Here is a 24,825-nt window from a genome sequence, read left to right as displayed (position 1 = left end):
CTCGTGTCCAAGGCGGAAACTCTAATCCTCCAGAATGGATTTTGTAGCCTCGAATATCTGTTCCGCTGTCCCCTTGATCGTGCCCTTCGCCCAGGCTTGAAACACGGTCACGTAGGCGTTCTTGCACGCCAGTTCGTCTGCAGAGAAGTAGATTTCGTCTGTGGCGACATCCAAGACAAGCGCCCCTGTATCAATGCAAATTTCCTCAATTAGCACCAGGCGTTCTTCTTGCTCGGCCAGATGACGTTTTACGATGCTCATTGAATCTCCTGCTTTGCAGTGACCATATCACGTTTCAAATGCACCACGCCTAGTGAGGACGCCGACGTTGTCGGCAGAAGGTTGAACCATCTTACCGGGGCAGCCTGTAAACATCGCTCAGCTTGAGACTTAGCTCCTCGCCGCTCCTAGGGCCGAACTGGGAGTTCAGCCGTCCAGCCTTCGCTTTTCGGCTCGTGCAACGACAAATCGTCAGCGCACTGCAGAAAGCTTGGCGCTCGTTCCTGCGTCGGCAGGTGGCCTGGCAGCTGACATTGCCTCTCGGCGCACGGCGTGCGATCAGCCCCGCTGCACCCCGCCGCTTAGCTCACTAAGGTTCGCGCCTTTGTAGCGGCATCGTAAATTGCGATCTGAAGCATCGGAAAAGCTGACTTCAGCTTCCGGCTCGACTCTTCGGCGGCATCGCGCGTCTCGAACTCTGACTTAAAATGGCCGTCTACGACCGTGACGAATCCCTCAGCAGGAGGCCGGTCCGCTCGCGAACGTTTTGTCGGCTCTGGTTCGTCAACCGAAAGGACCGGCTTTTTCATCGCAAGCAGTTCAAACTCGGCCAGCGGGCGGGTCGCGATGTTCCTTAGTCTTGGGCGCACGCTCCGGCTTGGGCTGAGTATTGCGGACAGCTTCCGCCAACATCTCGCGGAGTTGGTCCTTGGTCTTTGCGGGTTCCCGCTTAAGCGTCCATTGGGTCATGGACAGCATATAGGAACCGCGGCACATGAATTAAAGGGCGACGCGGCACCGCCATCTCACTATTACCCGAATTGCCGATGCGACCGCGCTCAACCAGGCGCTGTTTCCGCGGCCCGTCGGCGAATTTCCATGCTCCTCAGAAAACGTCAGCTTTTCAGGTAAAACTGAAAACCTCGATCCGGCACCTTGAGGACAGAGTCTGACCGATGCGGTAGCCGCCGGCCGGTAAGCCGTTATGGGATCAGCGTGGCGTGCTCGTCTGAGACGATTAAAGTAGCAACTACTCACCGAAAGGTTTATTGTTATTTCATCACCGGCTGAGGCTCTGCCCAGGCGTCGGTGCCTGAGAGACCGATAGCGCTCCCGCCTCAATATAGGGAGCAAGCTTTTGCCTCATCGAAAACTCATTGCGCGTCTCCAAGCGATATCGGGTATCTCGCACGACGATCGAGCTAAGCTCGAACGGATGCCCTACACCATCAAGAATTTTGCGAAGGGCGACATCGTGGCTAGGCCCGGAGAGCGCCCTCTCAGTTGTTGTGTAGTCTTAAGCGGCTTTCTTTGCCGGCAAAGAATCGTCGCATCCCGCAATCAGGTCACGTCGATATATGTGCCCGGCGATATGCCCGATCTGCATACGCTGCACATGCCTGTGATGGACCGCGAGCTTTGCAGCGTCGGTGACAGCACGATAGCCGTCGTCACTCATAGCTGTCTCAGGAATGTTCTGGCCGGCTCCGCTGGGCTGACCAACGCGTTTTGGCGGGAAACCTTGATACAGGCCGAAATACATCGCGAGTGGGTAGACAATCTTGGCTCGCGCGAAGCTCTGGGGCGTGTCGCCCATCTTCTGTGTGAAATCGCGGCTCGTTTAGGGAGTGTTGGACTTTGCAAGGAAAAGAGCTTTGTTGCTCCCTTCACTCAGGGGATCATCGCTCAAGCCTGCGGCATCTCGGTAGTGCATATGAATCGAACGGTGCAGGAGATGCGGCGGCAAGGCCTTCTTGACTGGCGAGGGCACACCATAGAGCTCCTCCGCCGTACCGATCTTGAGGAGCTCGCGGAGTTTAATCCCGCCTATCTTCACGTGCTGAATTCGCCGGAGAAACTTGTTCTCCTCTGATTTCTTGGAAGTCCGGCTTTTTGTGAATCCCTTAGCTTATGTAGAAGCGCGAACTGCCGAATCCCAGCAACCGATCTTTCTTTAGCGGGACAAAGGGCATGATCAAGCGAAGACGCCGGGTCAAACAAACTGTCTCATTGAAGGAGCGCCTGTCGACTTTCGCAAGAGACCTGCGCGGGGAAGCATTGAGTCTGCCACCAACTCGTCGCCGAGAAGACCTGCTCAAAAGAGCCAGCAGGGCAGATACGGCAGCTCACTTGGACGAATGGGTGAGCTCAGCTGGATTGCAGCCGCCGAGGTGAACTCCCCTCACATCATCAGGTTCTTCTCCCGCCTGGCTTCATGTGACCAGGTGCTTTGGGTTCGTTCCTGATTAGGGCGGGAAGCGAGCCGGGCAAGAATTGGCGACGGGTACCCAGATGCCGAGCAGGGATGCGACGAACATTGATGCGATCCAGCGGCGGTGGCAGGATAGCGCGGTCGTCACATCTCCAGGTGCCCCCATGCGATCGCAGGCCCGGCTTCCGGATCCGGTCGCCGCCATTATCATCAGCGACCAGCTCGCCGACCGGCAGTCGGCCGCCCCCGATTTCCTGCGCGAGAAACTCGCGATCCAGGATCTCGCTGAAGTGATGTCCGATCATCCGGAAGAGATATTGCCCCGGCTGGTCAGGACCGGCATGGAAATCTGCGGTGCCCATTCCGCCGGCATTAGCATCTTCGAGCCCGAGGCCAACCAATTCCGCTGGTACGCGCTCGCGGGCGAGCTCTCGACTTTCGAGGGCGCCACGACGCCGCGCAATTTCAGTCCTTGCGGCGTGTGCCTGGACCTCGCGGAGCCGACACTTATGGAACATCCGGAGCGGGCCTACGACTGCATTGGCGAGGCCCGCATCACAGTTCCCGAGGTGCTGCTCGTGCCCTTAGGCGTGAAAAGCGCCGCAGCGTCGCCGATAGCATGGTCCGGATGACGGCCCGCAACGCCGCGACCAAGGAAGAATTGGCTGAAACCCTCTCGGGGCGGCTACACGCGCTGTCGGAGGCCAACGGGCTGATCCGACGCTCTTTCGGCGACGACGTCGCGGCCGTCGCCAGCTTGGGCGACCTTGTCGGCTGCATCCTTCGTCCGCACGGAGTGGCGACCTCCCATCTAAATGGGCCGCCGGTCGCGATCGGCGAACAAGCTGCCAATCATCTGGCGCTAGTGTTCCACGAATTGGCCACCAATGCCGCCAAATACGGCCCCCTGAGCCGCGACAAGGGCACCATCGACGTTACGTGGTCGGTCGACGCCGATCGTCTGGAGATCGGCTGGGCGGAGACAGGCGCGGAAGCCGTGACGGCTCCCACGTCGACAGGGTTCGGCACGAAATTGGTAGAGACGACGATCGAGCGGATCGGTGGCGGCATCCGCCGCACCTGGAATCCGGGCGGCCTCTCGGTCGTCATCTCTTTGCCGCTGGCCTCTCTCGGCCGCTAAAGCGAGCCCTATGGAAATGGGGCAGTCAGCTCGCCTCCGTGCTTATCGCGAATGTCGCCGCAATGATCGTACTATCGACCGGACCCAGCCGTTTGACCGGATGAAGATTGGCGGTCGAGAGATCAAGTTCTTCGCGCTGCCATCACCCAGCGGGCGAGGAGTCTCGAGTTGTGAAGCGATTGATATTTATAGAACTGCACTTTTTGGACCAGCTGATGGTTAAAGTCGGCTGAGCTGATTTGGTCGCACCAAGGAGCGGACCAATCAGCGTAGCGCCGCCGCTCAGTCAGTATAGGAGTTGGAGATGTCCTACTACTTCTCGAAAAGGCTCGATCTTCCCTTCTCTGAGGCCGTCGATAAAGCGATAGCCGCGCTGAAGGCACGCGGATTCGGCGTGTTGACCCGCATCGACGTGCAGTCGACGCTGAAGGAGAAGATCGGCGCTGACTTTCGACCCTACGTCATTCTCGGTGCCTGCAATCCGAAAATGGCGCATCAGGCGCTAATGGTCGAAGACAAGATCGGCACCATGCTTCCGTGCAACGTGGTTGTTCAGGAGATCGAGGGCGGGACGGAAGTCGCAGCGGTGGATCCGGTTGCGTCAATGCAGGCCATACATAACGAGCCCTTGGGCGCCATCGCGCAGAAGGTCCGCGGCGAGTTGAAGGCGGCGGTCGACGCGATCTAAGCATGATCCGGGATCCCGTTGCGTGGTGTAACTAGCGACGGATCACCGCGCTCACTGGCATGGGCCGGATTGGTCAGCTGGCGATAGCCGGAAGGCTGACGATCAGATCCTGATCTGCTCAGACGTGAAATAGGTGCAGTGGCATCACTGGTTCGCCGCGAATGGATTGGAAGCTCCAGCGCTTCATGGCATGAGCTTCGATCGGAGCTTTCTTGCGATCGCGACGGCTGCCGAAGGTTTGGCCGTAGCATTGGAATCAACTCTTCTGGCCGAACGCGAGCTAGCCAGCGGTCGATTGGTGGTTCCATTGGCCGGACGAGCCAACGATATCCGGTCCGTCGGTCACCGCTTGATCTACCCGCGCGCAAGCCGACAAGGATCGTCGGTACGAGCCTTTGGGGATTGCGTCGTGGCGCAACTCGGCGGTGAAACTCCCCGTCCTCGCATTGAAAGCAGGACTGGTCGAGCATCACCGCAACCAAGCAGCGCTAGGCTTCACGCCTTGAGCTGCCGATGCCCTGTCGATCCGAACTGAGCTCGCCCATGAAAAGCAGCGCCCAAAGGCAAAAGGTGCCATCCCGTCGCACCGCTCCACTATCCGAGACGCTACCATCGGACGTACAAAATCGGAGTTTGGCGTGCAAAATCACAGGATTGGTAGCGGGGGAGCGCTACCGCCTTTCCCCACACCAGCCAAACCTACGATATCTCATCCGGTCCTTCGCCTGACGCGAGGGACTAGCCAGCGGCAAGCCTGCTGATAGCCCGTTCGGGAGGGGCCTTGGACGCTGGACGTCGACCGAACCATCCTTCAGATTGCGAAACTTGCCCGCGGAGCGATGTCCGCCAATGGCATTTTGGTGAAGCTACAATTGTCGGAGGGGCTGCCGCCCATTCTCGGCGACAAGGTCCAGTTACAACAGGTGATCCTGAACCTGCTCATGAACGCGGTTGAGGCCATGAGCGGAGTCGGTGAAGGATCGCGCGAGCTTCAGATCAACAGCGCTGAAGGCGAACCGGGCAATTTGCTTGTCGCTGGTGCTCGATTTGGGCCCGGGTCTGTCTCAACAGATACCGCGCGTCTCTTCGAGGCCTTCTACACGACCAAGTCGACGGGCCTCGGCATAGGATTGTCGATTTGCCGCTCGATCGTCGAGTCACATGGCGGCCGGCTATGGGCAACACCGAACGAACCTCAGGGCGCAGTGTTCTCCATGACGCTGCCGATCGAGGAAAAGGCGCCCACGAAAATCGAGTCGCCCGCGACCTAATGTTCCGCGACGCGGCCAGTCTCGGCCCCTGACAATGGGCTCGCCGGCAATTCGAAGACAAACCTTGCCCCGCCAAGCGACGATTCGTTGTCGGCCTGTATCCGACCGTAATGCGCTTCTACGATCGACTGGGCTATGGGCAGGCCGAGCCCCATTCCGGTCTCCTTGGTCGTGAAGAAGCTGTCGAACAGTTTAGGCAAATGCTCTGGCTCGATGCCAGGACCGCTATCTTCCACAATGCAGCATACCTTACCCGGGTCGATATTCCGCGTTCGGATCGCGACGTTTCGCTCCGCTGTCCCTGCATTCGACACGGCATGCGCCGCGTTGATGACCAAATTTACGACGACTTGCTGCAACTGCGTGCGATCGACCATGACCTTCGGCACGCTAGGGTCCAAATCGAGCGAAATTGACACCTGCCTTGATTGGAACTCGTGGTGCAACAATGCCATGCATTCCAAAATGATTTCGGCAAGGGTGGTTTCCGACCTCTTCGTTACACCCTTGCCAGCCATTGTGCGGATGCGATTGATGATGTCGGCCGCGCGCCGCGCATCGCTCACCACGCGCCTGAGAACCGATTCCACCTTCCCGAAGTCAGGTTCCGGCCGATTCAGCCAACGTAGCGCTGTCTCACTGCTTGTTACGATTGACGCGAGCGGCTGGTTCACTTCGTGGGCGATTGACGCCGTCAGAGCACCAAGGCTGACGACTCTGCTTACATGCGCCAACTCGGATCGAATGTTGTCCCGCGCATTTTCCGCGAGGCGACGCCGTGTAATATCCTGGATGGCACCAAGGCATTCCACCTGACCGTCTTCGTGCCTCACCATGCGCGCGCAGACCGATAAATACTTGATCCGATCATCCGGCATTCGCAGCCGCAATTCATAGTCCGGACTGTCGCTGCCGGCCTGAACCTCCTGCAGGTATACGCCTGACGATCGGAGATCATCGGGATGGATGCGCTCTCGAAGTCGCGGAATGGTCACCACAGTATCCGAGTCAAATTCGAATATACGCTTGAGCTGATCGGAGAACGTCACCTCATCCGTTGTCACGTCCCATGCAAACGTGCCCGTAAGGCCAATCCTTTGGCCCTCCGTGAGATAAAATTCATCGCGCCTTAGCACCGCCTCGGCCTGAGATCGCTCGATCGCTATGCTGGCAAGGTGCACAACATGTGCGATGACCTCCTGGTGATACAAGGACGGGCTGGACGCCTTTTCCCGGTAGACGCAGACGGTGCCGATAACCGTTCCCTCCCTTGAGCAGATCGGCGTGCTCCAAACCGATCTCAGGCCGTGCCCAAGAACATGGGCTCGACAGGGAGCGTGTGCCCAGCGAGGGTCTGATCCGATATCCTCCGTGATCACCTGGATCTTTTCGGCGATTGATCGGCCGCGTGGAGAGTCATCCTCGGCAATCGGCGTCCCCTCGATCGGATTGGTGTAGCTGACCGGGAGCGAGGGTGCGACACCGAACTCGAAGGCCTTGCTGCGGTTGTCGATCGGATAAATGCCACAGTGGCAATCCGGCGCGGCATCTTCAAAGAATCGGCATAACGCGGCGAGCACGTCTCGAAGAGGGCAGCTCGTGGCCATCATCTCCAGGACGTGTTTCTCTCCTGCCAGGTAGACGTCTGCCTGCTTCCTGCGCTCGACCGCCCGCGCGAGATCGCCATAGAGGCGCGTGTTCTCCAGCGAAATGGCGGCCTGTGCCGCGAGCAGCTCCAAAACCGTCATTCGATTCGGTGCGAACACATGCGAAGTCAGCGTGTTCTCAAGCAGGAGGATTCCGGCTAACTCTCGCTGCTTCATCAACGGCAAACAGAGGATCGACTTCGGCCGTCGGTCGCGCAGATACTCGTCTCCCGAGAACAGACTTGGCTTGGAGGCATCGTCGAGAATCACGCTTTCCTGAGTCCGGACGACATAGCGAACCAGCGATTCCGGACATGCGGTCGGCGTCATCGGATCATGGCACAGGGCAACCTCGATCTGATCTCCGCTCGCTCGCGCCTCGGCCCGGATCAGGTATTCGTCGTCTGACGGCAATATCAAGAGCCCACGGTCCGCGCCTGCGTTCTGGATCGCGATTGTCATGAGTTGCTCGATCAGCTTCGGCAGCTCGATCTCGCTCGACAAAGCCTGGGAGGCTTTTACGACGCTCGTGACATCGAGGTGTTGAACCGAGGAGCCAACCATTGCGGCGGAATGCTGTGCGTTCGAAGCAGCCAGATGAGGAAAAAGCCGATCGAGCCGCCGCACCTTGCCGTCGGCACCCCAGCGCCGATAACACTCTCGGGCTCGCTGAAGATACATATCCGATATATCGTCGACGCCGCGCGCCGCATAATGACGCGCCGCCACCTCGTAAGCGATGGCCTCGTTGTGGACGAAGCCGCTCGCGCGCGCCGAACGGATGGCCTTTTGATACAGGCGCTCGGCATCGCCGGCGCGCCCCTCGATCCGGGCCACCTCGGCCTCAACGAGCGCTGCCCGATCGGCAAAATTCTCAGGGCAATGAAGAGCCCAGATCTCGAGTTTCCCCAGGTGCTCGCTCAGTCGCGCGCGATGAGACATGCGGTCCTCGGGCGAGGCAGTGTCGTACACCGCCGCGCAGCAGAGCGCACCGTAGAAGTGATATTCGATGAACTCGAACAGAGGCAGGGCGCTGCTGACCATCGGTTGCGCCTTGAGGGCTGCCTGCAAGCCATCCAGATATTCGCCCGCGAAGTAGCGAGCCTGCAGCTTGCGGATGTAGTACCAGCATTCCGAGAGCGCCAACGCCGGATTGCCGGCAAGCTCGCGCTCAAGATCAGCTTCGCGGAACTCAGCGTCGTCGAAAGCGCCAAAGCGTGTCGTCAACCCGCGCAGGCAGCGGATGACGCCGAGTTGCCCCAGAAGCGAGGCTTCGACCGTCCGGGAGCCGACCCTCCGGACAAAGGCAAGACCATGCTCGGCCTGCTCCTGTCCCTCGATCAACGGGTCTCCCGCCACGAAATAGTTGGTGCTGAGCTGGTTACAGGAATAGGCCGCGTAGCTTATTTCGCCGAATCGGCTAGCAAGATCGAAGCCACGTACCAGGAATTCGCGCGCGCTTCGCACCGGCTTCGTCCAGGGCATGACGATGCCAAACGTCTGGAATGTCCTGGCTTGAAAGCTCTGCCATCCCGGTTGCTCGACCAACTCGCATGCCAACCGTCCGAAGCGGTAACCGGCATCGAAATGCCCGAGATAGGTTGCCAAGGAGCCCAGCTGCACGTAGGCGAAGCAGGACGCACCACCGTGACCTTGCTCAAGTCCCAGACTGACCGCCGCACAAAGGACCACGGCGAACAGATGACGGGAGCCATAGAACTTCGAGGGGACCACGATGCTGTTCAGAAGCTCTAGAGCAGCCAACGACTCCGGGTCGCTCATGCGCGGCAGGTCGACGAGATCCTCAATCGCACGGTCGCCCAAGCGAACCCAGATGTCGTCATAGGCGCGTTGAGCATCCTCTTCCGTTGGATCCTCAGGAAATTCGAAGCCGAGTTGACGCAGCGAACGCAATCCGACGGCGAGAGCCTCGTCGGTGCGACCAACGCCCTGGTAAAGATCGACCTGGAGACAGGCCACCGCGGCCAGCTCTCCGGCTGTGGCCGCGCGAACGGCAAGGCCGTGCAGGCGCTGTTCGGCATCCGCGATGGCTCCGGACGCGAACTCGCAATGCGCCCTGTTGAGTTCGAGGGCAAACCTGAGTTCACGAAGCCGACTCCAGTCATCCTCCGTGAATAAGGCGGCTCCAGTGGTCAGATAATGCAATGCGGAAACGTGGGCGGACGAGGCACGGGCACGCTTGCCGGCAATGAGATTGAACTCGGCCAGTTGCTCGCGCTCTTCCGGCGCTGCGAGCAGGGACTTTGCACGATTAAGCTGGTTGACGATCCCGAAAATCTCTTCGTCCAGCTTGTCCGGTGGTGTATGCGCGACGAGGGCCCTGCCGATCCGCAAGTGCACAGTCGCGCGCTGTTCGGTCGGGATCAACGCATAGGCAGCTTCCTGGACGCGATCATGCACGAAGCGGTAAGAGCCCTCGAGAACATCGACCAACTCCTGGCGGCGCGCTTCGACAAGCGCGGCGTGCAGGTCCTGCTCGGTGGTGTCGTGAACCCTGGCCAGCATCTCGGCGGTCGCGATATTGCCTAGACAGGCCAGATGTTGCAGCGCCCGCTGGGTTGCATCAGGAAGCCGGGCGAGTTTTCCGATCATCAGGTCGGCGACATTGTCGGTGTAGCCCTTCGCATGGATAAGCTCGAGGTCCCACGACCAGCGCGAGCTTGCGGAATCGAATGCGATCAGGCCTTCAATTCTCAACGCCGACAGAAACTGATTGATGAAAAAGGGATTGCCGTCGGTCTTTTGCAAAGTGAGCTGCGCCAAGTCCCGGACTCGATCCGTCCCAGAATGCAGCGCATCCGCAATAAGCCGCGACACGTCCTTTGCGTTGAGCGCTCCCAGCTTGATCTCCTGGACGGGCGACCGGCCTGCCGCCTTGATCGACGCGAGCTTCCGCATCAGCGGATGAGATGCATCGACTTCGTTGTCACGATAGGCTCCGATGAGAAGCAGGTGCGATATGCCGCCCTGCGTGAGGAGATCCTCAAGCAGATCCAGCGTCGCCGCGTCGAGCCATTGCAGGTCGTCGAGAAACAAGGCGAGCGGATGCTCGGGACGAGCGAAGACATCGATAAAGCGCCGAAGCAATAACTGGAAGCGACGCGGGGCGTCGGCCGCCGGCAACTCGGGCGCCGGCTCCTGTTCGCCGATGATGTACTTCAACTCCGGAACGAGATCGACGACCAGACCGCCATGGGGCTCGATCGCCCGGACCAAGGCTTCGCGCCACCGACCGAGTTCGCCCTCGCTCCTTGCCAAAATCAGGCGGACGAGACGCTGGAAGGCCTGGGCCAGGGTCGCATAGGGAATGTCACGCTTGTATTGGTCGAATTTGCCGCCGGCGAACAGCCCGCGCGGCGGCACGAGGACCTTGTGCAGCTCGTTCACCACCGACGATTTGCCGACCCCGGAATAGCCGGATATCAAGACGAGCTCAGGCTTGCCCTGCGCCACCACCCGATCAAAGGCAGCGAGCAAAGCTTCGATTTCCCGCTCCCGGCCGTAGAGCTGCTCTGGAATCAGCAACTGGTCTGACGCGTCGTGCGCGGCGAGCACGAAAGGCTCGATCAATCCGTTGAGCTGCCATTCGGCGAGACAACGCCGCAAGTCGGCCTCGGCGCCTCGCGCGGTTTGGTAGCGTTCCTCCGCGGTCTTCGCGAGAAGCTTCATCACGACGGACGAAAGAACTTGCGGAATTCCGCTGACGCGCACATCGGGCGGATCAGCGCGGCGCGCAATGTGGCAATGGATCCATTCCATCGCGTCGACGGCGTCGAAGGGCAGACTTCCCGTCAGCATCTGGTAGAACGTCACGCCCAGCGAATAGAGGTCGCTGCGTGAGTCGATCGACCGGTTCATCCTGCCCGTTTGCTCCGGGGCCATATAGGCAAGCGTGCCGGCGATGAACTGCGGGGGGTCTGGAGGCTGTCGTTCGCGCGGAATGCGCGATGCAATTCCAAAGCCTGTGAGCCGCACCGCGCCGTCGCTGCTGTTCACCAGAACATTGCCGGGCTTGATGTCCCTGTGGACCAGACCCCGCTGATGCATCTTGCCGACAGCGGCGGTGATGTCGATCGCGAGGTGAAGGAACGCCTCGATGCCCATAGGCGCGCCCAGCAACGGGCTGAGCAGTTCACCGCCGGGATCCTCGAACGTCAGACATGTCCGGTCGGGCTCCTGCACGAGTTCCAGCGGCATGAGCGCCCATTCCCGATCGAGATATTCGGCCAGCCCGTATTCATGAGCAAGCCCGTTCGGGCCATCTGAGGCCGGAGGCTCACAAGCCGCGAGCACGGTGACCGGAGCGCCTGTAGCATCATTGCTCGCGTTGCGCCGAATCCTGCGCAACGCGACAACACCTTCCGACCACTCCTGGCCTGGATCGCTGGCTTCCGCCGCGTTGAACCGCACCTTATCGCTCGCTCGTGAGTATTTTGCTTTTTTGACAGCGTCTGCAGCAAGTTCAGAAAGCTTTGGCAAGCGCGCTACGCATCTGCAGGCAGCTAAAGCGTGTCATATAGCCAGTTCGCGTATCCTCGAAATTGAACGATCGGCAACGCTCAGTCGCTTACAGCGCCTTCGATGCAGCCGATCAGGTCGTTTATCTCGAATGGCTTTCTGAGCAGGCAGACCGCCCCCGCCGCCGCCGCCTTCGCCTCAAGATTGGTATCGGAACGTGCCGTGATCAACACGACGGGGGTTGTCGAGCCTTCGGCGAACAGGCGCTGCATCAAATCCAGTCCGCTCATTCCGGGCATATGAATGTCCGTGACGACGCAACTGAATAACTTGCCGCCTACCCTGCCAATATAGTCTTCGGCAGAGGAATATCCGTCGGCCTGATATCCCAGCGAAGACAGCGATTCCACGAGTGCCACTCGGAACGAGTCGTCATCGTCGATGACCGCGATTTCGAGATCCATAGGCACTCAATATCCTTGCCCCGAACTGAACACATGAGCCGGGGAACACCCACTCTTGCACCTGCCCTTCCTGCCCAGGAATTATACATGAGTGTTATAGGTCGCGTTTAGCCTGGCAGGCAGGCTGAGAATTTGGCGAACGTCCAATCCGTCCCCGAGCGGCAGGTATAATTGGAAGTCCGCCGAAGAATCCACGTTGAACGGCATGCGGCCGACTTTCCATTCGGGGAGACCATCTCGCGGCCTGCCTGCATGAGGCGATACTGCGCCGACGCTCGGATCGGATGAATCAAACACTGGCGTTGGATGCATCACACGGGAGCGTCATTGCGGGGCGCACCGGTGGGACGCCACGATCATACGATCGGTTGATGACGACACCGGAACGTAGGATGGCAATTCCTCTCCGGCAGGCGCTTGGTGGCGTCGTGGCAAGATCCAGCAACATTGGGGGTACCCATGAGAACGATCGACAGCTTCGCGGCCGCACCGGCCAGACAAGGTCAAAACCTGCAAACGCTTGCTGGCGTCGAGTTGCAGACGACGCTGGTGGGCATGATGGGACACGACCTCCGGTCGTCGCTGCACATTATCCAGGGCACCTACGCGCTGCTGCGTTCGCGACTCGATGACGTCCCGCACCAGGCATGGATCGACCGCGGCGAGCGCGCCGTCACGAAACTGACCGAGCAGCTCAATAGCCTGGTGGACGCCTTTTATCTCGCCGAGCGTACCAATGGGCTCGAGGTATCCGCGCTCAACCTTGGAGCGCTCTTCTGGCGGCTAAGGCACGAAAACGAGGATGCCGCGCTTCAAAGGGGGATCGCCGTTCGGGCGATCTCGACGAATGCCTGTGTCACGAGCAACCCGATCCTGCTGGGCTGCATCCTCGGCAATCTCCTGACCAACGCGATCAAATATACGGAGCCAGGAGGCCGTATCCTGATCGGTTGCCGCCGCAAGGGAGCGGAGATCAGGATCGATGTCTATGACACGGGCATCGGCATTCCCGAGAGCCAACTGCCGCGAATCTTCGAGTCCTTCACACGGCTCGCGCCCGAGCGCGGCCACGGTCTCGGCATCGGGCTCTCAATCGTCCGCCGCGCGCTCGAAGCGCTCGGCCACCGGATCGAGGTTCGTTCCGTCGTTGGAGAAGGATCGCTGTTCTCGATCTATGCACCCGCGGCCTGACCTAAGGTGCCGCTGTCATTGAACTTTCGGGGGCAGCCCGCTGGTGGCCTCCGCCATACCTATACATAGGTGTGATCCCCGGCCCGCCGCCGTTCATGTTAGACATGCCCGCAAAAATACGGTGTGTCCGAAGGCAATGCGGTCCGCGGCGAACGAAAAACCAGAAAAGCCCCTCGTGTACGTCGTCGACGATGACGCATCCATGCGCGATGCGCTGGCAGGCCTCTTTGACTCAGTCGGGCTACAGAGCCAGACCTATGCCACCGCAGAGGACTTTCTTTCGACAAATCTCTCGGACAGGCCGGGCTGCATCGTTCTCGACGTCAGGCTGCCCGACATGAACGGCCTGGAGTTCCAGGGCCGGCTGGTCCAGATCGGCGTCGGCATTCCTGTCGTGATGATGACCGGGTTCGGCGACATTCCAATGTCGGTCCACGCCATGAAGCACGGCGCGGTCGATTTCCTGCCAAAGCCGTTTCGCGATCAGGACATGCTCGACGCCGTGATGGCAGCCATCGAGCGCGATCGGCAACGGCGAACGGTCGAGAACGACGCCACGCAATTGAGACAGCGCTTCGAGACCCTGTCGCCACGCGAACAGGAAGTGATGCTGCACGTCACGGCCGGCAAGATGAACAAGCAGGTCGCCGGTGATCTCGGCATCAGCGAGATCACCGTCAAGATCCATCGCGGCGCGGCCATGCACAAGATGGGCGCGCGCACCTATGCCGAACTGGTCCGGATGGCCGATGCGCTCAAGCCGGACCGGCGCAGACCGGGACGATAGGGGTCAGACCGCGCCGGCCATCCGCTTCGGCAACTTCCAGCCGGGGCGCGGGAAATGACAGGTGTAGCCGTCCGGATAGCGCTCGAGATAATCCTGGTGCTCGGGCTCGGCCTCCCAGAAATCACCGGCAGGCGTGACTTCCGTGACCACCTTGCCGGGCCAGAGTTGCGAGGCGTCGACGTCCGCGATCGTGTCCTCAGCGACCCTCTTCTGCTCGCCGTTGGTGTAGAAGATCGCCGAGCGGTAGCTCGTGCCCACATCGTTGCCCTGGCGATTGAGGGTGGAGGGATCGTGGATCTGGAAGAAGAATTCCAGCAGGGCCCTGAAATCCGTCTTTGCCGGGTCGAAGGTAATCTCGATCGCTTCGGCATGGCCCTCGTGATTGCGGTAGGTGGCATTCTTCACCCTGCCGCCCGTGTAGCCGACGCGTGTCGAGATCACGCCCGGCAGCCTGCGGATCAGGTCCTGCATGCCCCAGAAGCACCCTCCCGCGAGCACGGCGCGTTCTGTCGTCATTTGATGCCTACATCCATTCAGTAGACCCGCTCCTTGGGCTGGATCGTCGCAACCTCGTTGGTCAAAGGCTGCAGATGCACCGGCCGGTAGTCAAGTCGCACGTGCCCTTCCCGGTCCACCCAGGACAGCGTGTGCTTCAGCCAATTCTCGTCATCCCGTTTTGGAAAATCCTCGCGGGCATGAGCGCCACGGCTTTCGGTCCGGCCTATCGCCGACCTCAGGCCGACATTGGCTTGCGCCAGCATGTTGTCAAGCTCGAGCGCCTCGGTAAGATCGGAATTGAACATCATGGAACGATCGGCCACCGCAAGGTCGTCACGCATCGTCGCCATGACGTTGGCGAGCTCGCGGGCGCCGTCGTCCAGCAACGGCCCGGTCCGGAACACCGCGCAATGCTTCTGCATGGTCCGTTGCATCGCAAGCCGAATGTCGCCTGTGCCCGTCTTGCCCTTCGACCACCGAATGCGGTCGAGTCGGGCGATCGCCTGGTCGGTGGCCGCCTGCGGGGCCGGCGGATGACCTTCGCCCGGACGCAGCATTTCGGTCGCACGGAGGGCCGCCGCACGGCCGAACACGACGATATCGAGCAGCGAGTTGGAGCCGAGCCGGTTGGCGCCGTGCACGGACACGCACGCAGCCTCGCCAATGGCCATCAGGCCCGGCACCACCGTTTCGGCATTACCCTTGTGCTTGGTCGTGACCTCGCCATGCAGGTTCGTCGGCACCCCGCCCATGTTGTAGTGGACCGTCGGCAGCACCGGGATCGGCTGGCGCGTCACGTCGACGCCGGCAAAGACCCGCGCGGTTTCGCTGATGCCGGGCAGGCGCTCATGCAGGATGTCTGCGCCGAGGTGTTCCAGATGCAGCTCGATGTAGTCCTTGCGAGGGCCGCAGCCGCGTCCCTCGTTGATCTCGATGGTCATGGCGCGGCAGACGACGTCGCGTCCCGCCAGATCCTTCGCGCTTGGCGCATAACGCTCCATGAAGCGCTCGCCTTCCGAATTGGTGAAGTAGCCGCCCTCGCCGCGCGCGCCTTCGGTGATCAGGCAGCCCGACCCATAGATGCCGCTTGGATGAAACTGCGTGAACTCCATGTCCTCCAGCGGCAATCCTGCGCGCAACACCATGGCGTTGCCGTCGCCGGTGCAGGTGTGCGCGGCCGTGCAGGAAAAGTAGACGCGGCCATAGCCGCCCGTCGCCAGCACCGTCCGATGCGCGCGGAACCGATGCAGCGTGCCATCCTCCATATTCCAGGCGAGCAGGCCGCGACAGACACCGTCGTCATCCATCAAGAGGTCGAGCGCAAAATATTCGATGAAGAACTCTGTGTTGTGCTTCAGGCATTGCTGGTAGAGCGTGTGCAGGATGGCATGGCCGGTGCGGTCCGCCGCCGCGCAGGTGCGCTGCGCCATCTGCTTGCCGAAGCCGATGGTCTGCCCTCCGAAGGGACGCTGGTAGATCATGCCGCCCCTGGTGCGCGAGAACGGCACGCCGTAATGCTCGAGCTCAAGCACCGCCGGCACCGCCTCGCGGCACATATATTCAATCGCGTCCTGGTCGCCGAGCCAGTCCGAGCCCTTCACCGTATCGTACATGTGGAAGCGCCAATTGTCGCCATCGCCCATGTTGCCGAGCGAAGCGGCCATGCCTCCCTGCGCCGCGACCGTATGGCTTCGGGTCGGAAACACCTTGGTGACGCAGGCCGTGCGCAATCCCGATGCGGCCATGCCCAGCGCCGCCCGCATCCCCGCGCCGCCGGCCCCGACGATCACCACGTCATAGCTGTGCTCGATGATCTCGTAGGCTTCGGTCATATGGCTATTTCCAGCGGTAGGCCTTGATGACATCGGGATCAGGATCAAGACCGAGGCCCGGCCCCTGCGGCACCGCAATCCTGCCCTCTTTCGTCCTCAGCGCGTCACCGTATATCGTCGCTTCCAAATCGAACCAGCGCCATTCGATCATGGAGTCGGGTGTTCCCAGCGCTGCCGTCGCATGGATGGCCGCCAATAGACCGGGCCCATCATAGAACGAGTGCAGCATCACCGGAATGTTGTGGACTGCAGCGAGCGGAAAGATTTTGCGGAGCTCGCTGAGACCTCCCATCTTGGCCGGGCTCGGCTGGACGAAATCCACGGCTTTTGCTGCCAATAGGCGCTCGAAGTCCATCAAGGTATAGACATTCTCGCCGGCCGCAGTCGGGATGCCCGAAGCTCTCACTGCGGCAAGGCCATCAAAATTCTCCGGGGGCCAGACCGGCTCCTCGAGCCATTTCAGGTCAATCGTTTTGAATTCTTCCGCTTTTTGGCGCGCCTCGTGGAGCGTCCACGGACAATTGACGTCGAGCATCAGTTCGATATCCGCGCCGGCCTCCTCGCGCGCGGCGCGAATGGCGGGAAGCTCGATCTCATGAAGCTTGAGCGCGCGAAATCCGGCATCGATCGCCTGCCGAACGGCAGCACTGACCAGCGCAGGGTCGGAGTAACGCACCAGGCTTGCGTAGCAATCCAGCTCCTCCGCACCGCCGCCGAGCAACCGGCTGAGCGGCGCGCTGCCGGCCTTTCCTGCAAGATCCCAAAGGGCGATGTCGACCGCCGACAACGCGAAGGCCAGCGCGCCGCCTCGACCGAAGACGTGCAGCTTCTTCTGAATGTCTAACATCAGCGGTTCGGTCCGCCGCGCGTCCTGCCCGAGGCAGAGCGGCGCAATCAGTTGGTCGACCGCAAGTTTGGCGGAAGCGACCGCGCGGAAGCCGAACGCCTCACCCCACCCGACCAAGCCGTGATCCGTCGTGACCTTGACCAGCAGGGAATCGGCGGCAGGCAGGTTGCCATCGCCCCACGCTGAAGAAGCGGTTCTGGTCCCAGGCTTGAACGGGATGCGCAGCGGAATGCTCTCGATGCCGGTGATGATCATTGTCGAGCACCCTTCTTCGTTCGCGCGATCAGCGTTCTCACCTGCTGACGGCAACTACGCCGCGGTTCCGGCCCGCTGGCTGACGGGCTCAGCCGCATGGCGCGGATCGTCATCGAGATCGTGGTACTCGAGGCCGAGCGGCCCGATTGCCGTCACCTGCGTGACGTATTCGCCGGACTTCGCCCAATGGAAATGCCAGGTGTCGCCAGGCAGGACGATGACGCTTCCCGGCGGATAAGCCTTCACCTTGTCGCCGTCGAAAGCCTCGCCGAGCCCGATGTAGAACACGCCCGACATCACCGTGTAGATGCGATCCTCAGGATGCTTATGCGGCATCAGCTTCGTGCCGTCGGGCACCTTGACCCTGACCACATAAGGACCGGGCTCCGTGGGATGGCCCACGACGATGGCGAGACGCGCTCCGGTCGGAAATGCCGGGAACGGTTTCCAGTCGATATCTTCGGGCAGGATCGCCCTGAACTGAGACTGATCGGGTTGATGGTTGCCGGTCATCGGTTCGATCCTTTCCTCTGCTGAGGACGTTTGTGTTCAAGCGATCAATTTCGCATCGAGCGTGATTGTCGCGTTGAGCACCTTGGAGACCGGACAGTTCTTCTCAGCCTCGCCCGCGATGCGGGCGAAGGCGGCCTCGTCGATGTTCGGGATCTTCGCGCGCAGTGTCAGCGCAGAGCGGCCGATATGGAACACCTGCCCATCCTGCTCCAACGTGACAGCCGCCTCGGTGGAGAGCTCGGTTGGCGTGAAACCCGCAGCCTGCAGGCCGAAGGCCAGTGCCATGGTAAAACAGCCGGCATGCGCGGCTGCGACCAGTTCCTCGGGATTGGTGCCCTTCTCGTTCTCGAAGCGAGTCTTGAACGAATAAGGGGTATCGGCGAGCACACCGGAATCGCTCGACAGATGGCCGCTGCCCGCGCGACCTGTCCCGTGCCAAACTGCTGTTGCCTTGCGAATCATTTGATACTCCTCGCTGGTGGACCGTTGTGCTCGCCCTCACGCCGGCTGCTTCAGCACATTGATGTCGATCGGCATCTTGCGGAGCCGTTTGCCCGTTGCTGCAAAAATGGCATTTGCGATGGCGGGAACGATCGCCGACGTTCCCGTCTCGCCCATGCCGCCCGGCGGCTCCGTGCTTTTGACGAGGTGCACCTCGACGGCCGGCGCCTCGTTCATGCGCAGGATCTGGTAAGTGTCGAAATTGGTCTGTTCGACGCGACCGTTCTTGAGTGTGATCTCGCCATAGAGCGCTGCCGTCACGCCGTACATGATCCCGCCTTGGAGCTGCGCCTCGACCGTGTCGGGATTGACCACGGTGCCGCAATCCATCGCACAGGTGACGCGATGGACTCGCACCGAGCCATCCTTCGCCACCTCAACTTCCGCGACCTGCGCGAGAAGGCTGCCAAAGGCGTTTTGCAGCGATATGCCGCGGCCTCGCCCCTTCGGCAAGGGCTGGCCCCAGCCAGCCTTTTCGGCGGCGAGATCAAGCACCGTCCTGGCGCGCGGATTGTGTTCGAGCAGACCGCGGCGAAAGGCCGCCGCGTCCTGCTTGGCGGCAGCCGCCAATTCATCGACGAAACTCTCCGTTACGAAGACGTTGTGCGACGGACCAACGCTGCGCCAGAACCCCGTCGGAATCCCCGGCGGCTCGACCCGGACATATTCCACGTGGAAGTTCGGGAAGCTGTAGGGGAGGTTGATGGCGCCTTCCGTCGAGTCCGGATCGAGCCCATTTGCATATGCGGGGGGAAGCCAGCGCGAGATGACCGAGGATCCCGCAAAGCGGTGGCGCCAGACGATCGGTTTGCCATCCCTGTCGAGACCTGCCGTGAGACGGTCGAACCAGTACGGGCGGTAGAGGTCGTGTTGGATATCTTCCTCGCGCGTCCATACGACCTTGACCGGACCATCGACCTGCTTGGCGATCTCAACCGCACGTACCGCGCCGTCAGCTTCCAAACGCCGGCCAAAGCCGCCCCCGAGCAAATGATTGTGGACGATGACCTTCTCGGCCGGCAGACCGGCGGCTTTGGCGGCCATCGCTTGCACGCGTGCGATGGCCTGGGTGCCAATCCAGATCTCGCACTTGTTGCCGCGGAAGTGCACCGTGCAGTTCATCGGCTCCATGGTGGCATGCGCCAGGAACGGAACCTCGTACCTCGCCTCGACCTTCGTCACCGCACCAGCCATCGCGCTGTCGGCATCACCGATGTTCTGCGCGACAGCGCCCGGCTTGAACGTCGCCTGCTCCAGTTCGCGAGCGATATCCCGAGTCGATAGCCCGGCATTCGGCCCGCCATCCCATTCGATCTTGAGGGCCTCTAGCCCCTTTTTCGCAGCGCCCATATGATCGGCCACGACAGCCACGGCATCATCGAGACGAACGATCTGGCGCACACCCTTGACCGCCTTCGCCGCGCTATCATCCACGTTCTTGATCCGCCCACCGAAGACGGGCGATTGCGTGAGCGTTGCGATCTTCACGCCGGGGGGCCGGACATCGATGCCATAGGTGGCCGCGCCATTCACCTTGCCGGCCGCATCGAGCCGCTTCGCCGGCATACCGATCAGCCTGAAGTCCTCCGGCCGCTTCAGCTCGACCTTGTTCGGAATCGGAATTTGCGCAGCGTCGGCGGCCAGTTCCCCATATTTCAGTCGCTTTTGGCTCGCCTCGTGGATCACCTCACCGTCCTGCGCACGGCAGGATTTGGCGTCGACTCCCCAGCGCTTGGCAGCGGCTGCGACCATCATCGCCTTTGCGGTTGCGCCCGCTTCGCGCAGCGGTTTCCAGCCGCCGCGCAGTGCATTGGAGTTGCCGGTCGCCTGCACGCCCAGCATCGGGTTGGCGTAAAGCTTCTCGTTGGGCGGAGCATGCTCAAGACGAATCTGGTCCAACCCGACCTCAAGCTCTTCCGCAATCAACATCGGAATCGAGGTGTACGTGCCCTGCCCCATCTCGACATAGGGCATGGTCAGCACGATCTGGCCGTCGCTCCCGACCCGGATGAAAGCGTTCGGTGCAAATGCGTCCGCAGCTGCAGCTTCGCCGCTGCCGAATGGCAAACTGAGGCTCAGCACGAATCCGCCACCGACAAGAGCACCGCTGATGAGAAAGTTGCGGCGGGAGACATTGGTCTCGGAAGTGTGTGACGCTATACGGTCAAGATTCATGGCTGGCCCGCCTTTCCGTGCGCCTGCGCCGCGACCTTGATTGCCTCGCGGATGCGAACGTAGGTGCCGCACCGGCAGATGTTGCCGCTCATGGCGTCGTCGATATCTTTATCTGTCGGGCGCGGATTGTCGGCGAGCAGCGCGGAGGCCGACATGATCTGGCCGGACTGGCAGTACCCGCACTGCGCCACCTCGTGATCGAGCCAGGCTTTCTGGATCTTCTCGCCTGCCGGAGTCGCGCCGATCGCCTCGATCGTCATGACCTTGGCGGCACCAACGCTGTCGATCGTCGTGATACAGGAGCGCGTAGCAGCGCCGTCGACATGGACCGTGCACGCCCCGCATAGTGCCATGCCGCAGCCGAATTTCGTACCGGTCATCCCGAGCACGTCTCGCAGAACCCAAAGCAGGGGAGTGTCGCCGTCGACATCGACGCTGTGCGTTGTTCCGTTAATCGTGATGGCAAAGGCCATATGCCTCTCCTTCCTTACTATCGAACCACGTGACGTGTGGCACGCGGAATGGTCGCTCTTACCATTGAATGATGATCGTCATATCTCAAATCAAGTTGAACATGACGTAGATGTTCTTTCCTGACCAGCCGCAACCCCCTTCAGCTGCCGAGTTGCCCGACGTAAAAGCCAAGCCGATTCTCGACGTCTCCGGCGCGGTGGAAGCCACGGTCCATCAGCGCCTTGATCCGCTTCTGGCTGGCGGGCCGTCCAAGCGCCGCGATGAAGGCGTCCCACTCGGGCTTGATCTCCGAATCCCGCGGTAGGCTCGCAACATCGACCAGTTGCTTCGTATCCGCGATCGCCTGCTTGTCAAATGAAGCGATCCGCATTGCGAGCGCATCGACGAAGCCGTCCAATTCGGCGTCCGGAATGGAGCGATTGACGTAGCCGTAACGCTCGGCGAGATCGCCGTTGATGTCGTCAGCACTCAGCAGAACCTCCAGCGCGCGGCCGCGGCCCATCAGTCGCGGCAATCGCGCCATCGGGCCGCCGCCGGGCACCAGGCCCGCGCCGACTTCCCATTGGGACAGGATCGCCTTCTCGCGACTTGCGAACCGCATGTCGCTCGCGAGCGCCAGTTCGCTGCCGACCCCGGTTGCGCGACCGCGGATCGAGGCGATCGATACTACCGGCGCCTTGCTGAGACGTACCAGCATATCCGGCAGGGCCTGCAAGCCGGTGGGCCCCGGCGGAATGTTCGCCGATTCCTCGAGCGGCGCGAGGAAGTCATAATGCGTGATGAAGAAGCCATCGACGGCGCTGTCGAACACCACGACCTTAACCTGCTCATCCTGCTCGATCGCCGTGATGATCTCGCCGAGGCGCAGCGTCTCTCTCGGCCCAAAGATGTTGACCGGCGGGAGATCGAAGGTGACCCGCCAATATGTCGGCAGGCGGCGCTCGAGGCGGATTTCCTGGCGCGGAAAAGCTCTTTCAGGGCGATTCATGACTGCTCCTTAGGTCCCTTGAGGATCCGTTGCCTCAGATCGATTGACGCAGCGAGCGGAAAGCCGAGCGCATTTCCATGCTGAACAATTTTGGCTGCTCCCAGGCGGCAAAGTGACCGCCCTTGTCGAGCCTGTTGAAGTGGATCAGCTTCGGATAGGCGCGTTCCGTCCAGGTCCGCGGCGCCGCATAGATCTCGTCCGGAAAGACGCTGACGGCGACCGGGATCGCGATGTGCTTCGGCTCGAAGAAGTTCAGCTTGTTTTCCCAGTACAGTCGTGCCGACGAGATCGCTGTGTTCGTGAGCCAGTAGAGCGTGATGTTGTCGAGGATGTCATCGCGCGTCAGCCCTTCCTCTTTGCCGTCGAAGACGCGAGCAATGAGTTCATAACTGCGGATGTCGTGATCCAGAATGAAGGCCGCCAGGCCGGACGGCGAATCGACGATCCCCTGCAGCGTCTGCGGACGGTTCGCCATTTCGATGGCGTAACCCAGGCCGTGCTTGTAGAAGTCGTCAAGCTGCTCATAGGCGTGTTTTTCGTCGGCCGACAGATCGGAAGGCATGGTGCCGCCGGGCTGCAATGCCTTGGCGATGTCGTCCGGAACCGTGGCCGGCATGTTGGTGTGAATGCCGAGCAGTTCCGGCGGCACAAGCAGCGCCATCTGCTCGGTGACGGCATTGCCCCAGTCGCCGCCCTGCGCGACGTAGCGGGTGTAACCGAGACGCTTCATCAGCACGGTCCAGGCTCGCGCTATGCGTTGGGGATTCCACCCCGTCGCCGTCGGCCGGCCCGAGAAACCGTAACCCGGCATCGACGGGATCACGAGATGGAAGGCATCCGAAGCGCCGGCTCCGTTCGCCGTCGGATTGGTCAGGGGATCGACGATCTTGAGCTGCTCGATAATCGATCCCGGCCAGCCATGCGTGACGATGAGCGGTAGCGCATTCTCGTGCTTCGAGCGCACGTGGATGAAGTGGATGTCGATTCCGTCAATTTCGGTCACAAACTGGGGTAACGCGTTGAGCCGCGCCTCAATCTTGCGCCAGTCGTAGTCGGTCCGCCAATACTGCACGAGTTGCTGGATCGTCCTCAGCCGCACGCCCTGGGACGCGTCGGCAACAGTCTCACGATCGGGCCAGCGGGTCGCGGTCAAGCGACGGTGTAGATCGTCAAGCGCATCCTTGGGAATGCTGACATGGAACGGGCGGATGTCCTCGCCCTTGGCGGCAGACGCCGGATGCGCCGAGAACAAGCTGGCCGCGCCAGCGAATGCAATCCCCATCGCCGCGTTTTTCAGAAACCGACGACGGTCCTGGCGGGTTTCGAGGGCGGTCGTCATTATTTGTCCCTGCAGATCGATGAAATTCGTCATGGCGTTTGCTCCTGATGCAGATGCGGTTGTGTCAGCTCTTGCTGATGTCGATGACGGCCTGCGCAAAGGCTGCGGGAGCTTCTTGCGGCAGATTGTGGCCGATGCCGCCCTTGACGAGGCGGTGTATATACTTGCCGGAGAATTTCTTGGCGTAGGCCGACGGGTCAGGATGCGGCGCGCCGTTCTCATCGCCTTCGAGCGTGATGGCCGGTACGCCAACCTGCGGCGCCGCGGCCAGCTTCACCTCCAGCTCGTCGAGGGCCGGATCGCCCTTCGCAAGTCCGAGACGCCAGCGATAATTGTGAATGACGATATCGACGTGATCCGGATTGTCGAAAGACGCGGCACTCCGTGCAAACGTCGCGTCACTGAACTGCCACCTCGGCGAGGCGAGCCTCCAGATCAGCTCGGCAAAATCGCGCCGATACTTCTCGTATCCCTCGCGGCCGCGATCCGTCGCAAAGTAGTACTGATACCACCACTGCAGCTCGGCCTTCGGCGGCAACGGCACCTTGCCGGCGGCCTGGCTGCCGATCAGATAGCCGCTGACTGAGACGATGCCCTTGACGCGATCCGGCCAAAGTGCGGCCACGATATCGGCGGTGCGCGCGCCCCAATCGAAACCGGCCAGGATCGCCTGCTTGATGTTGAGCACGTCCATCAGGGCGATCGTGTCGACCGCGAGCGCGGACGGCTGCCCAGTCCTGAACGTTTCGCTCGCCCGGAAGGTCGTGGAACCGTATCCGCGCGCATAGGGGACGATGACGCGAAAGCCTGCCGACGCGAGATGCGGGGTCACCTCACCGAAGCTGTGAATGTCATAGGGCCAGCCATGTAGAAGGATGGCGACCGGGCCGTCAGCAGGGCCGGCTTCCACGTATCCGACATTGAGCACACCGGCATCGATCTGCTTCAGCGATGAAAAGGCCGAAGACGGACCGCGAGTGTCGGCTTCCGCGAGTTCAATCGGCCTGTCGACAACGAGCGTCGCATTCGCCGCGCGGTCGGGCATGAGCTGCACCGCCGTCACTGCTCCGGCGGTCATTTCCAGAAAGCGCCGGCGTGCGATATTCTGAAGGGTTTGTTGCAAGACCATGATTGACACCCTTCCCTTTGCTCGCCCGCGTGGTAACTACTGCGTTACGCGGCAATCAGCATTGAACGGATATTGTCCACCTGCCGGGTTGCGAACCATCCAACGTTGGGAAGGTCTCGCTCATATCAAGGTATGAGTTGGCCTCCTCTTGCTGTTCGATATGAATGCGCAGGTGA

Annotated in this window: 19 protein-coding genes and 2 pseudogenes; 8 read left to right on the top strand and 13 right to left on the bottom strand. The window is 61.1% G+C overall.

From position 1 onward, the window contains the following. Positions 1-21: 21 nt before the first annotated feature. Positions 22-261 carry a hypothetical protein gene (locus X265_RS16270; RefSeq protein WP_128965717.1) on the bottom strand — a complete coding sequence of 80 codons (240 nt, stop codon included), beginning with the start codon at positions 259-261 and terminating at the stop codon, positions 22-24. A gap of 1,174 nt (positions 262-1,435) precedes the next feature. Here X265_RS16270 and X265_RS16260 point away from each other — a divergent pair. The 6 genes and pseudogenes from X265_RS16260 to X265_RS16235 all read left to right on the top strand — a co-directional run. Then, entirely contained in the window at positions 1,436-2,092 is a 657-nt protein-coding gene (locus X265_RS16260; RefSeq protein ID WP_244659323.1) for a Crp/Fnr family transcriptional regulator, read from the top strand. 503 nt (positions 2,093-2,595) lie between these two features. Beyond that, positions 2,596-3,063 carry a hypothetical protein gene (locus X265_RS41070; RefSeq protein ID WP_208764283.1) on the top strand — a complete coding sequence of 156 codons (468 nt, stop codon included), beginning with the start codon at positions 2,596-2,598 and terminating at the stop codon, positions 3,061-3,063. Next, a complete protein-coding gene (locus X265_RS41065; RefSeq protein ID WP_208764282.1) occupies positions 3,060-3,572 on the top strand; it encodes a sensor histidine kinase in 513 nt (170 codons plus the stop codon). Before X265_RS41070 ends, X265_RS41065 begins: the two co-directional genes overlap by 4 nt. 304 nt (positions 3,573-3,876) lie before the next feature. After that, positions 3,877-4,260 carry a DUF302 domain-containing protein gene (locus X265_RS16245; protein ID WP_128969301.1) on the top strand — a complete coding sequence of 128 codons (384 nt, stop codon included), beginning with the start codon at positions 3,877-3,879 and terminating at the stop codon, positions 4,258-4,260. A gap of 100 nt (positions 4,261-4,360) precedes the next feature. Next, positions 4,361-4,699 (top strand): annotated as a pseudogene (locus X265_RS16240) (LysR substrate-binding domain-containing protein); the annotation flags it as partial. A gap of 445 nt (positions 4,700-5,144) precedes the next feature. Then, positions 5,145-5,531, top strand: a pseudogene (locus X265_RS16235) (ATP-binding protein); the annotation flags it as partial. On the opposite strand, the gene X265_RS16230 reads toward X265_RS16235, so the two are convergent. Together X265_RS16230 and X265_RS16225 are read right to left on the bottom strand one after the other, a co-directional pair. After that, positions 5,528-11,677, bottom strand: a complete 6,150-nt coding sequence (locus X265_RS16230) for a trifunctional serine/threonine-protein kinase/ATP-binding protein/sensor histidine kinase (protein WP_128965713.1) — start codon at positions 11,675-11,677, stop codon at positions 5,528-5,530. The pseudogene X265_RS16235 and the gene X265_RS16230 overlap by 4 nt on opposite strands. Positions 11,678-11,757: 80 nt before the next feature. Beyond that, positions 11,758-12,120, bottom strand: coding sequence for a response regulator transcription factor (locus tag X265_RS16225; RefSeq protein ID WP_244659322.1), 363 nt, complete (start codon positions 12,118-12,120; stop codon positions 11,758-11,760). Between the two features lie 420 nt (positions 12,121-12,540). On the opposite strand from X265_RS16225, the gene X265_RS16220 reads away from it, so the two are divergent. Both X265_RS16220 and X265_RS16215 read left to right on the top strand, forming a co-directional pair. Further along, a complete protein-coding gene (locus tag X265_RS16220) occupies positions 12,541-13,311 on the top strand; it encodes a sensor histidine kinase (protein ID WP_244659330.1) in 771 nt (256 codons plus the stop codon). 136 nt (positions 13,312-13,447) lie between these two features. Beyond that, complete coding sequence (locus X265_RS16215) at positions 13,448-14,098, top strand: response regulator transcription factor (protein ID WP_128969300.1); 651 nt, start codon at positions 13,448-13,450, stop codon at positions 14,096-14,098. Positions 14,099-14,101: 3 nt separating this feature from the next. Here X265_RS16215 and msrA read toward each other — a convergent pair whose 3' ends face one another. The 10 genes from msrA to X265_RS16165 form a co-directional block, all read right to left on the bottom strand. Next, a complete protein-coding gene (gene msrA, locus X265_RS16210; protein ID WP_128965710.1) occupies positions 14,102-14,614 on the bottom strand; it encodes a peptide-methionine (S)-S-oxide reductase MsrA in 513 nt (170 codons plus the stop codon). Between the two features lie 17 nt (positions 14,615-14,631). After that, positions 14,632-16,428, bottom strand: coding sequence for a succinate dehydrogenase flavoprotein subunit (gene sdhA / locus X265_RS16205; RefSeq protein ID WP_128965709.1), 1,797 nt, complete (start codon positions 16,426-16,428; stop codon positions 14,632-14,634). Positions 16,429-16,432: 4 nt separating this feature from the next. Then, positions 16,433-17,530, bottom strand: a complete 1,098-nt coding sequence (locus X265_RS16200; protein ID WP_128965708.1) for a mandelate racemase/muconate lactonizing enzyme family protein — start codon at positions 17,528-17,530, stop codon at positions 16,433-16,435. Positions 17,531-17,584: 54 nt separating this feature from the next. Then, positions 17,585-18,043, bottom strand: a complete 459-nt coding sequence (locus X265_RS16195) for a cupin domain-containing protein (protein WP_128965707.1) — start codon at positions 18,041-18,043, stop codon at positions 17,585-17,587. Positions 18,044-18,079: 36 nt separating this feature from the next. After that, a complete protein-coding gene (locus tag X265_RS16190) occupies positions 18,080-18,505 on the bottom strand; it encodes an OsmC family protein (RefSeq protein ID WP_128965706.1) in 426 nt (141 codons plus the stop codon). A gap of 36 nt (positions 18,506-18,541) precedes the next feature. Further along, positions 18,542-20,719 carry a xanthine dehydrogenase family protein molybdopterin-binding subunit gene (locus tag X265_RS16185; RefSeq protein WP_128965705.1) on the bottom strand — a complete coding sequence of 726 codons (2,178 nt, stop codon included), beginning with the start codon at positions 20,717-20,719 and terminating at the stop codon, positions 18,542-18,544. Beyond that, the gene (locus X265_RS16180; protein ID WP_128965704.1) at positions 20,716-21,192 is read right to left on the bottom strand and encodes a (2Fe-2S)-binding protein; all 477 of its coding nucleotides are present in this window, start codon (positions 21,190-21,192) and stop codon (positions 20,716-20,718) included. Before X265_RS16180 ends, X265_RS16185 begins: the two co-directional genes overlap by 4 nt. 140 nt (positions 21,193-21,332) lie before the next feature. Next, complete coding sequence (locus X265_RS16175; RefSeq protein WP_128965703.1) at positions 21,333-22,181, bottom strand: enoyl-CoA hydratase/isomerase family protein; 849 nt, start codon at positions 22,179-22,181, stop codon at positions 21,333-21,335. Positions 22,182-22,215: 34 nt separating this feature from the next. Further along, positions 22,216-23,520: an epoxide hydrolase family protein gene (locus tag X265_RS16170; RefSeq protein ID WP_128969299.1), complete on the bottom strand. Its 1,305-nt coding sequence runs from the start codon at positions 23,518-23,520 to the stop codon at positions 22,216-22,218. Positions 23,521-23,584: 64 nt separating this feature from the next. Continuing rightward, positions 23,585-24,649 carry an alpha/beta fold hydrolase gene (locus tag X265_RS16165; RefSeq protein ID WP_244659321.1) on the bottom strand — a complete coding sequence of 355 codons (1,065 nt, stop codon included), beginning with the start codon at positions 24,647-24,649 and terminating at the stop codon, positions 23,585-23,587. Between the last annotated feature and the right edge of the window lie 176 nt (positions 24,650-24,825).

Origin of the sequence: Bradyrhizobium guangdongense (assembly GCF_004114975.1) — a bacterium.
Classification (GTDB): domain Bacteria; phylum Pseudomonadota; class Alphaproteobacteria; order Rhizobiales; family Xanthobacteraceae; genus Bradyrhizobium; species Bradyrhizobium guangdongense.
Note: the sequence above shows the minus strand (reverse complement) of the source record. Positions and strands in the feature narration are given on the sequence as shown.

Excerpts from the sequence above, each read along its gene's own strand:
- X265_RS16175 (WP_128965703.1), bottom strand. The coding sequence starts at position 22,181 with ATGAATCGCCCTGAAAGAGCTTTTCCGCGCCAGGAAATCCGCCTCGAG.
- X265_RS16170 (WP_128969299.1), bottom strand. The coding sequence starts at position 23,520 with ATGACGACCGCCCTCGAAACCCGCCAGGACCGTCGTCGGTTTCTGAAA.
- X265_RS41070 (WP_208764283.1), top strand. The coding sequence starts at position 2,596 with ATGCGATCGCAGGCCCGGCTTCCGGATCCGGTCGCCGCCATTATCATC.
- X265_RS16190 (WP_128965706.1), bottom strand. The coding sequence starts at position 18,505 with ATGATTCGCAAGGCAACAGCAGTTTGGCACGGGACAGGTCGCGCGGGC.
- X265_RS16245 (WP_128969301.1), top strand. The coding sequence starts at position 3,877 with ATGTCCTACTACTTCTCGAAAAGGCTCGATCTTCCCTTCTCTGAGGCC.
- X265_RS16185 (WP_128965705.1), bottom strand. The coding sequence starts at position 20,719 with ATGAATCTTGACCGTATAGCGTCACACACTTCCGAGACCAATGTCTCC.
- X265_RS41065 (WP_208764282.1), top strand. The coding sequence starts at position 3,060 with ATGACGGCCCGCAACGCCGCGACCAAGGAAGAATTGGCTGAAACCCTC.
- X265_RS16215 (WP_128969300.1), top strand. The coding sequence starts at position 13,448 with ATGCGGTCCGCGGCGAACGAAAAACCAGAAAAGCCCCTCGTGTACGTC.
- X265_RS16180 (WP_128965704.1), bottom strand. The coding sequence starts at position 21,192 with ATGGCCTTTGCCATCACGATTAACGGAACAACGCACAGCGTCGATGTC.
- sdhA (WP_128965709.1), bottom strand. The coding sequence starts at position 16,428 with ATGACCGAAGCCTACGAGATCATCGAGCACAGCTATGACGTGGTGATC.
- X265_RS16195 (WP_128965707.1), bottom strand. The coding sequence starts at position 18,043 with ATGACCGGCAACCATCAACCCGATCAGTCTCAGTTCAGGGCGATCCTG.
- X265_RS16165 (WP_244659321.1), bottom strand. The coding sequence starts at position 24,649 with ATGGTCTTGCAACAAACCCTTCAGAATATCGCACGCCGGCGCTTTCTG.
- msrA (WP_128965710.1), bottom strand. The coding sequence starts at position 14,614 with ATGACGACAGAACGCGCCGTGCTCGCGGGAGGGTGCTTCTGGGGCATG.
- X265_RS16260 (WP_244659323.1), top strand. The coding sequence starts at position 1,436 with ATGCCCTACACCATCAAGAATTTTGCGAAGGGCGACATCGTGGCTAGG.
- X265_RS16200 (WP_128965708.1), bottom strand. The coding sequence starts at position 17,530 with ATGATCATCACCGGCATCGAGAGCATTCCGCTGCGCATCCCGTTCAAG.
- X265_RS16270 (WP_128965717.1), bottom strand. The coding sequence starts at position 261 with ATGAGCATCGTAAAACGTCATCTGGCCGAGCAAGAAGAACGCCTGGTG.
- X265_RS16225 (WP_244659322.1), bottom strand. The coding sequence starts at position 12,120 with ATGGATCTCGAAATCGCGGTCATCGACGATGACGACTCGTTCCGAGTG.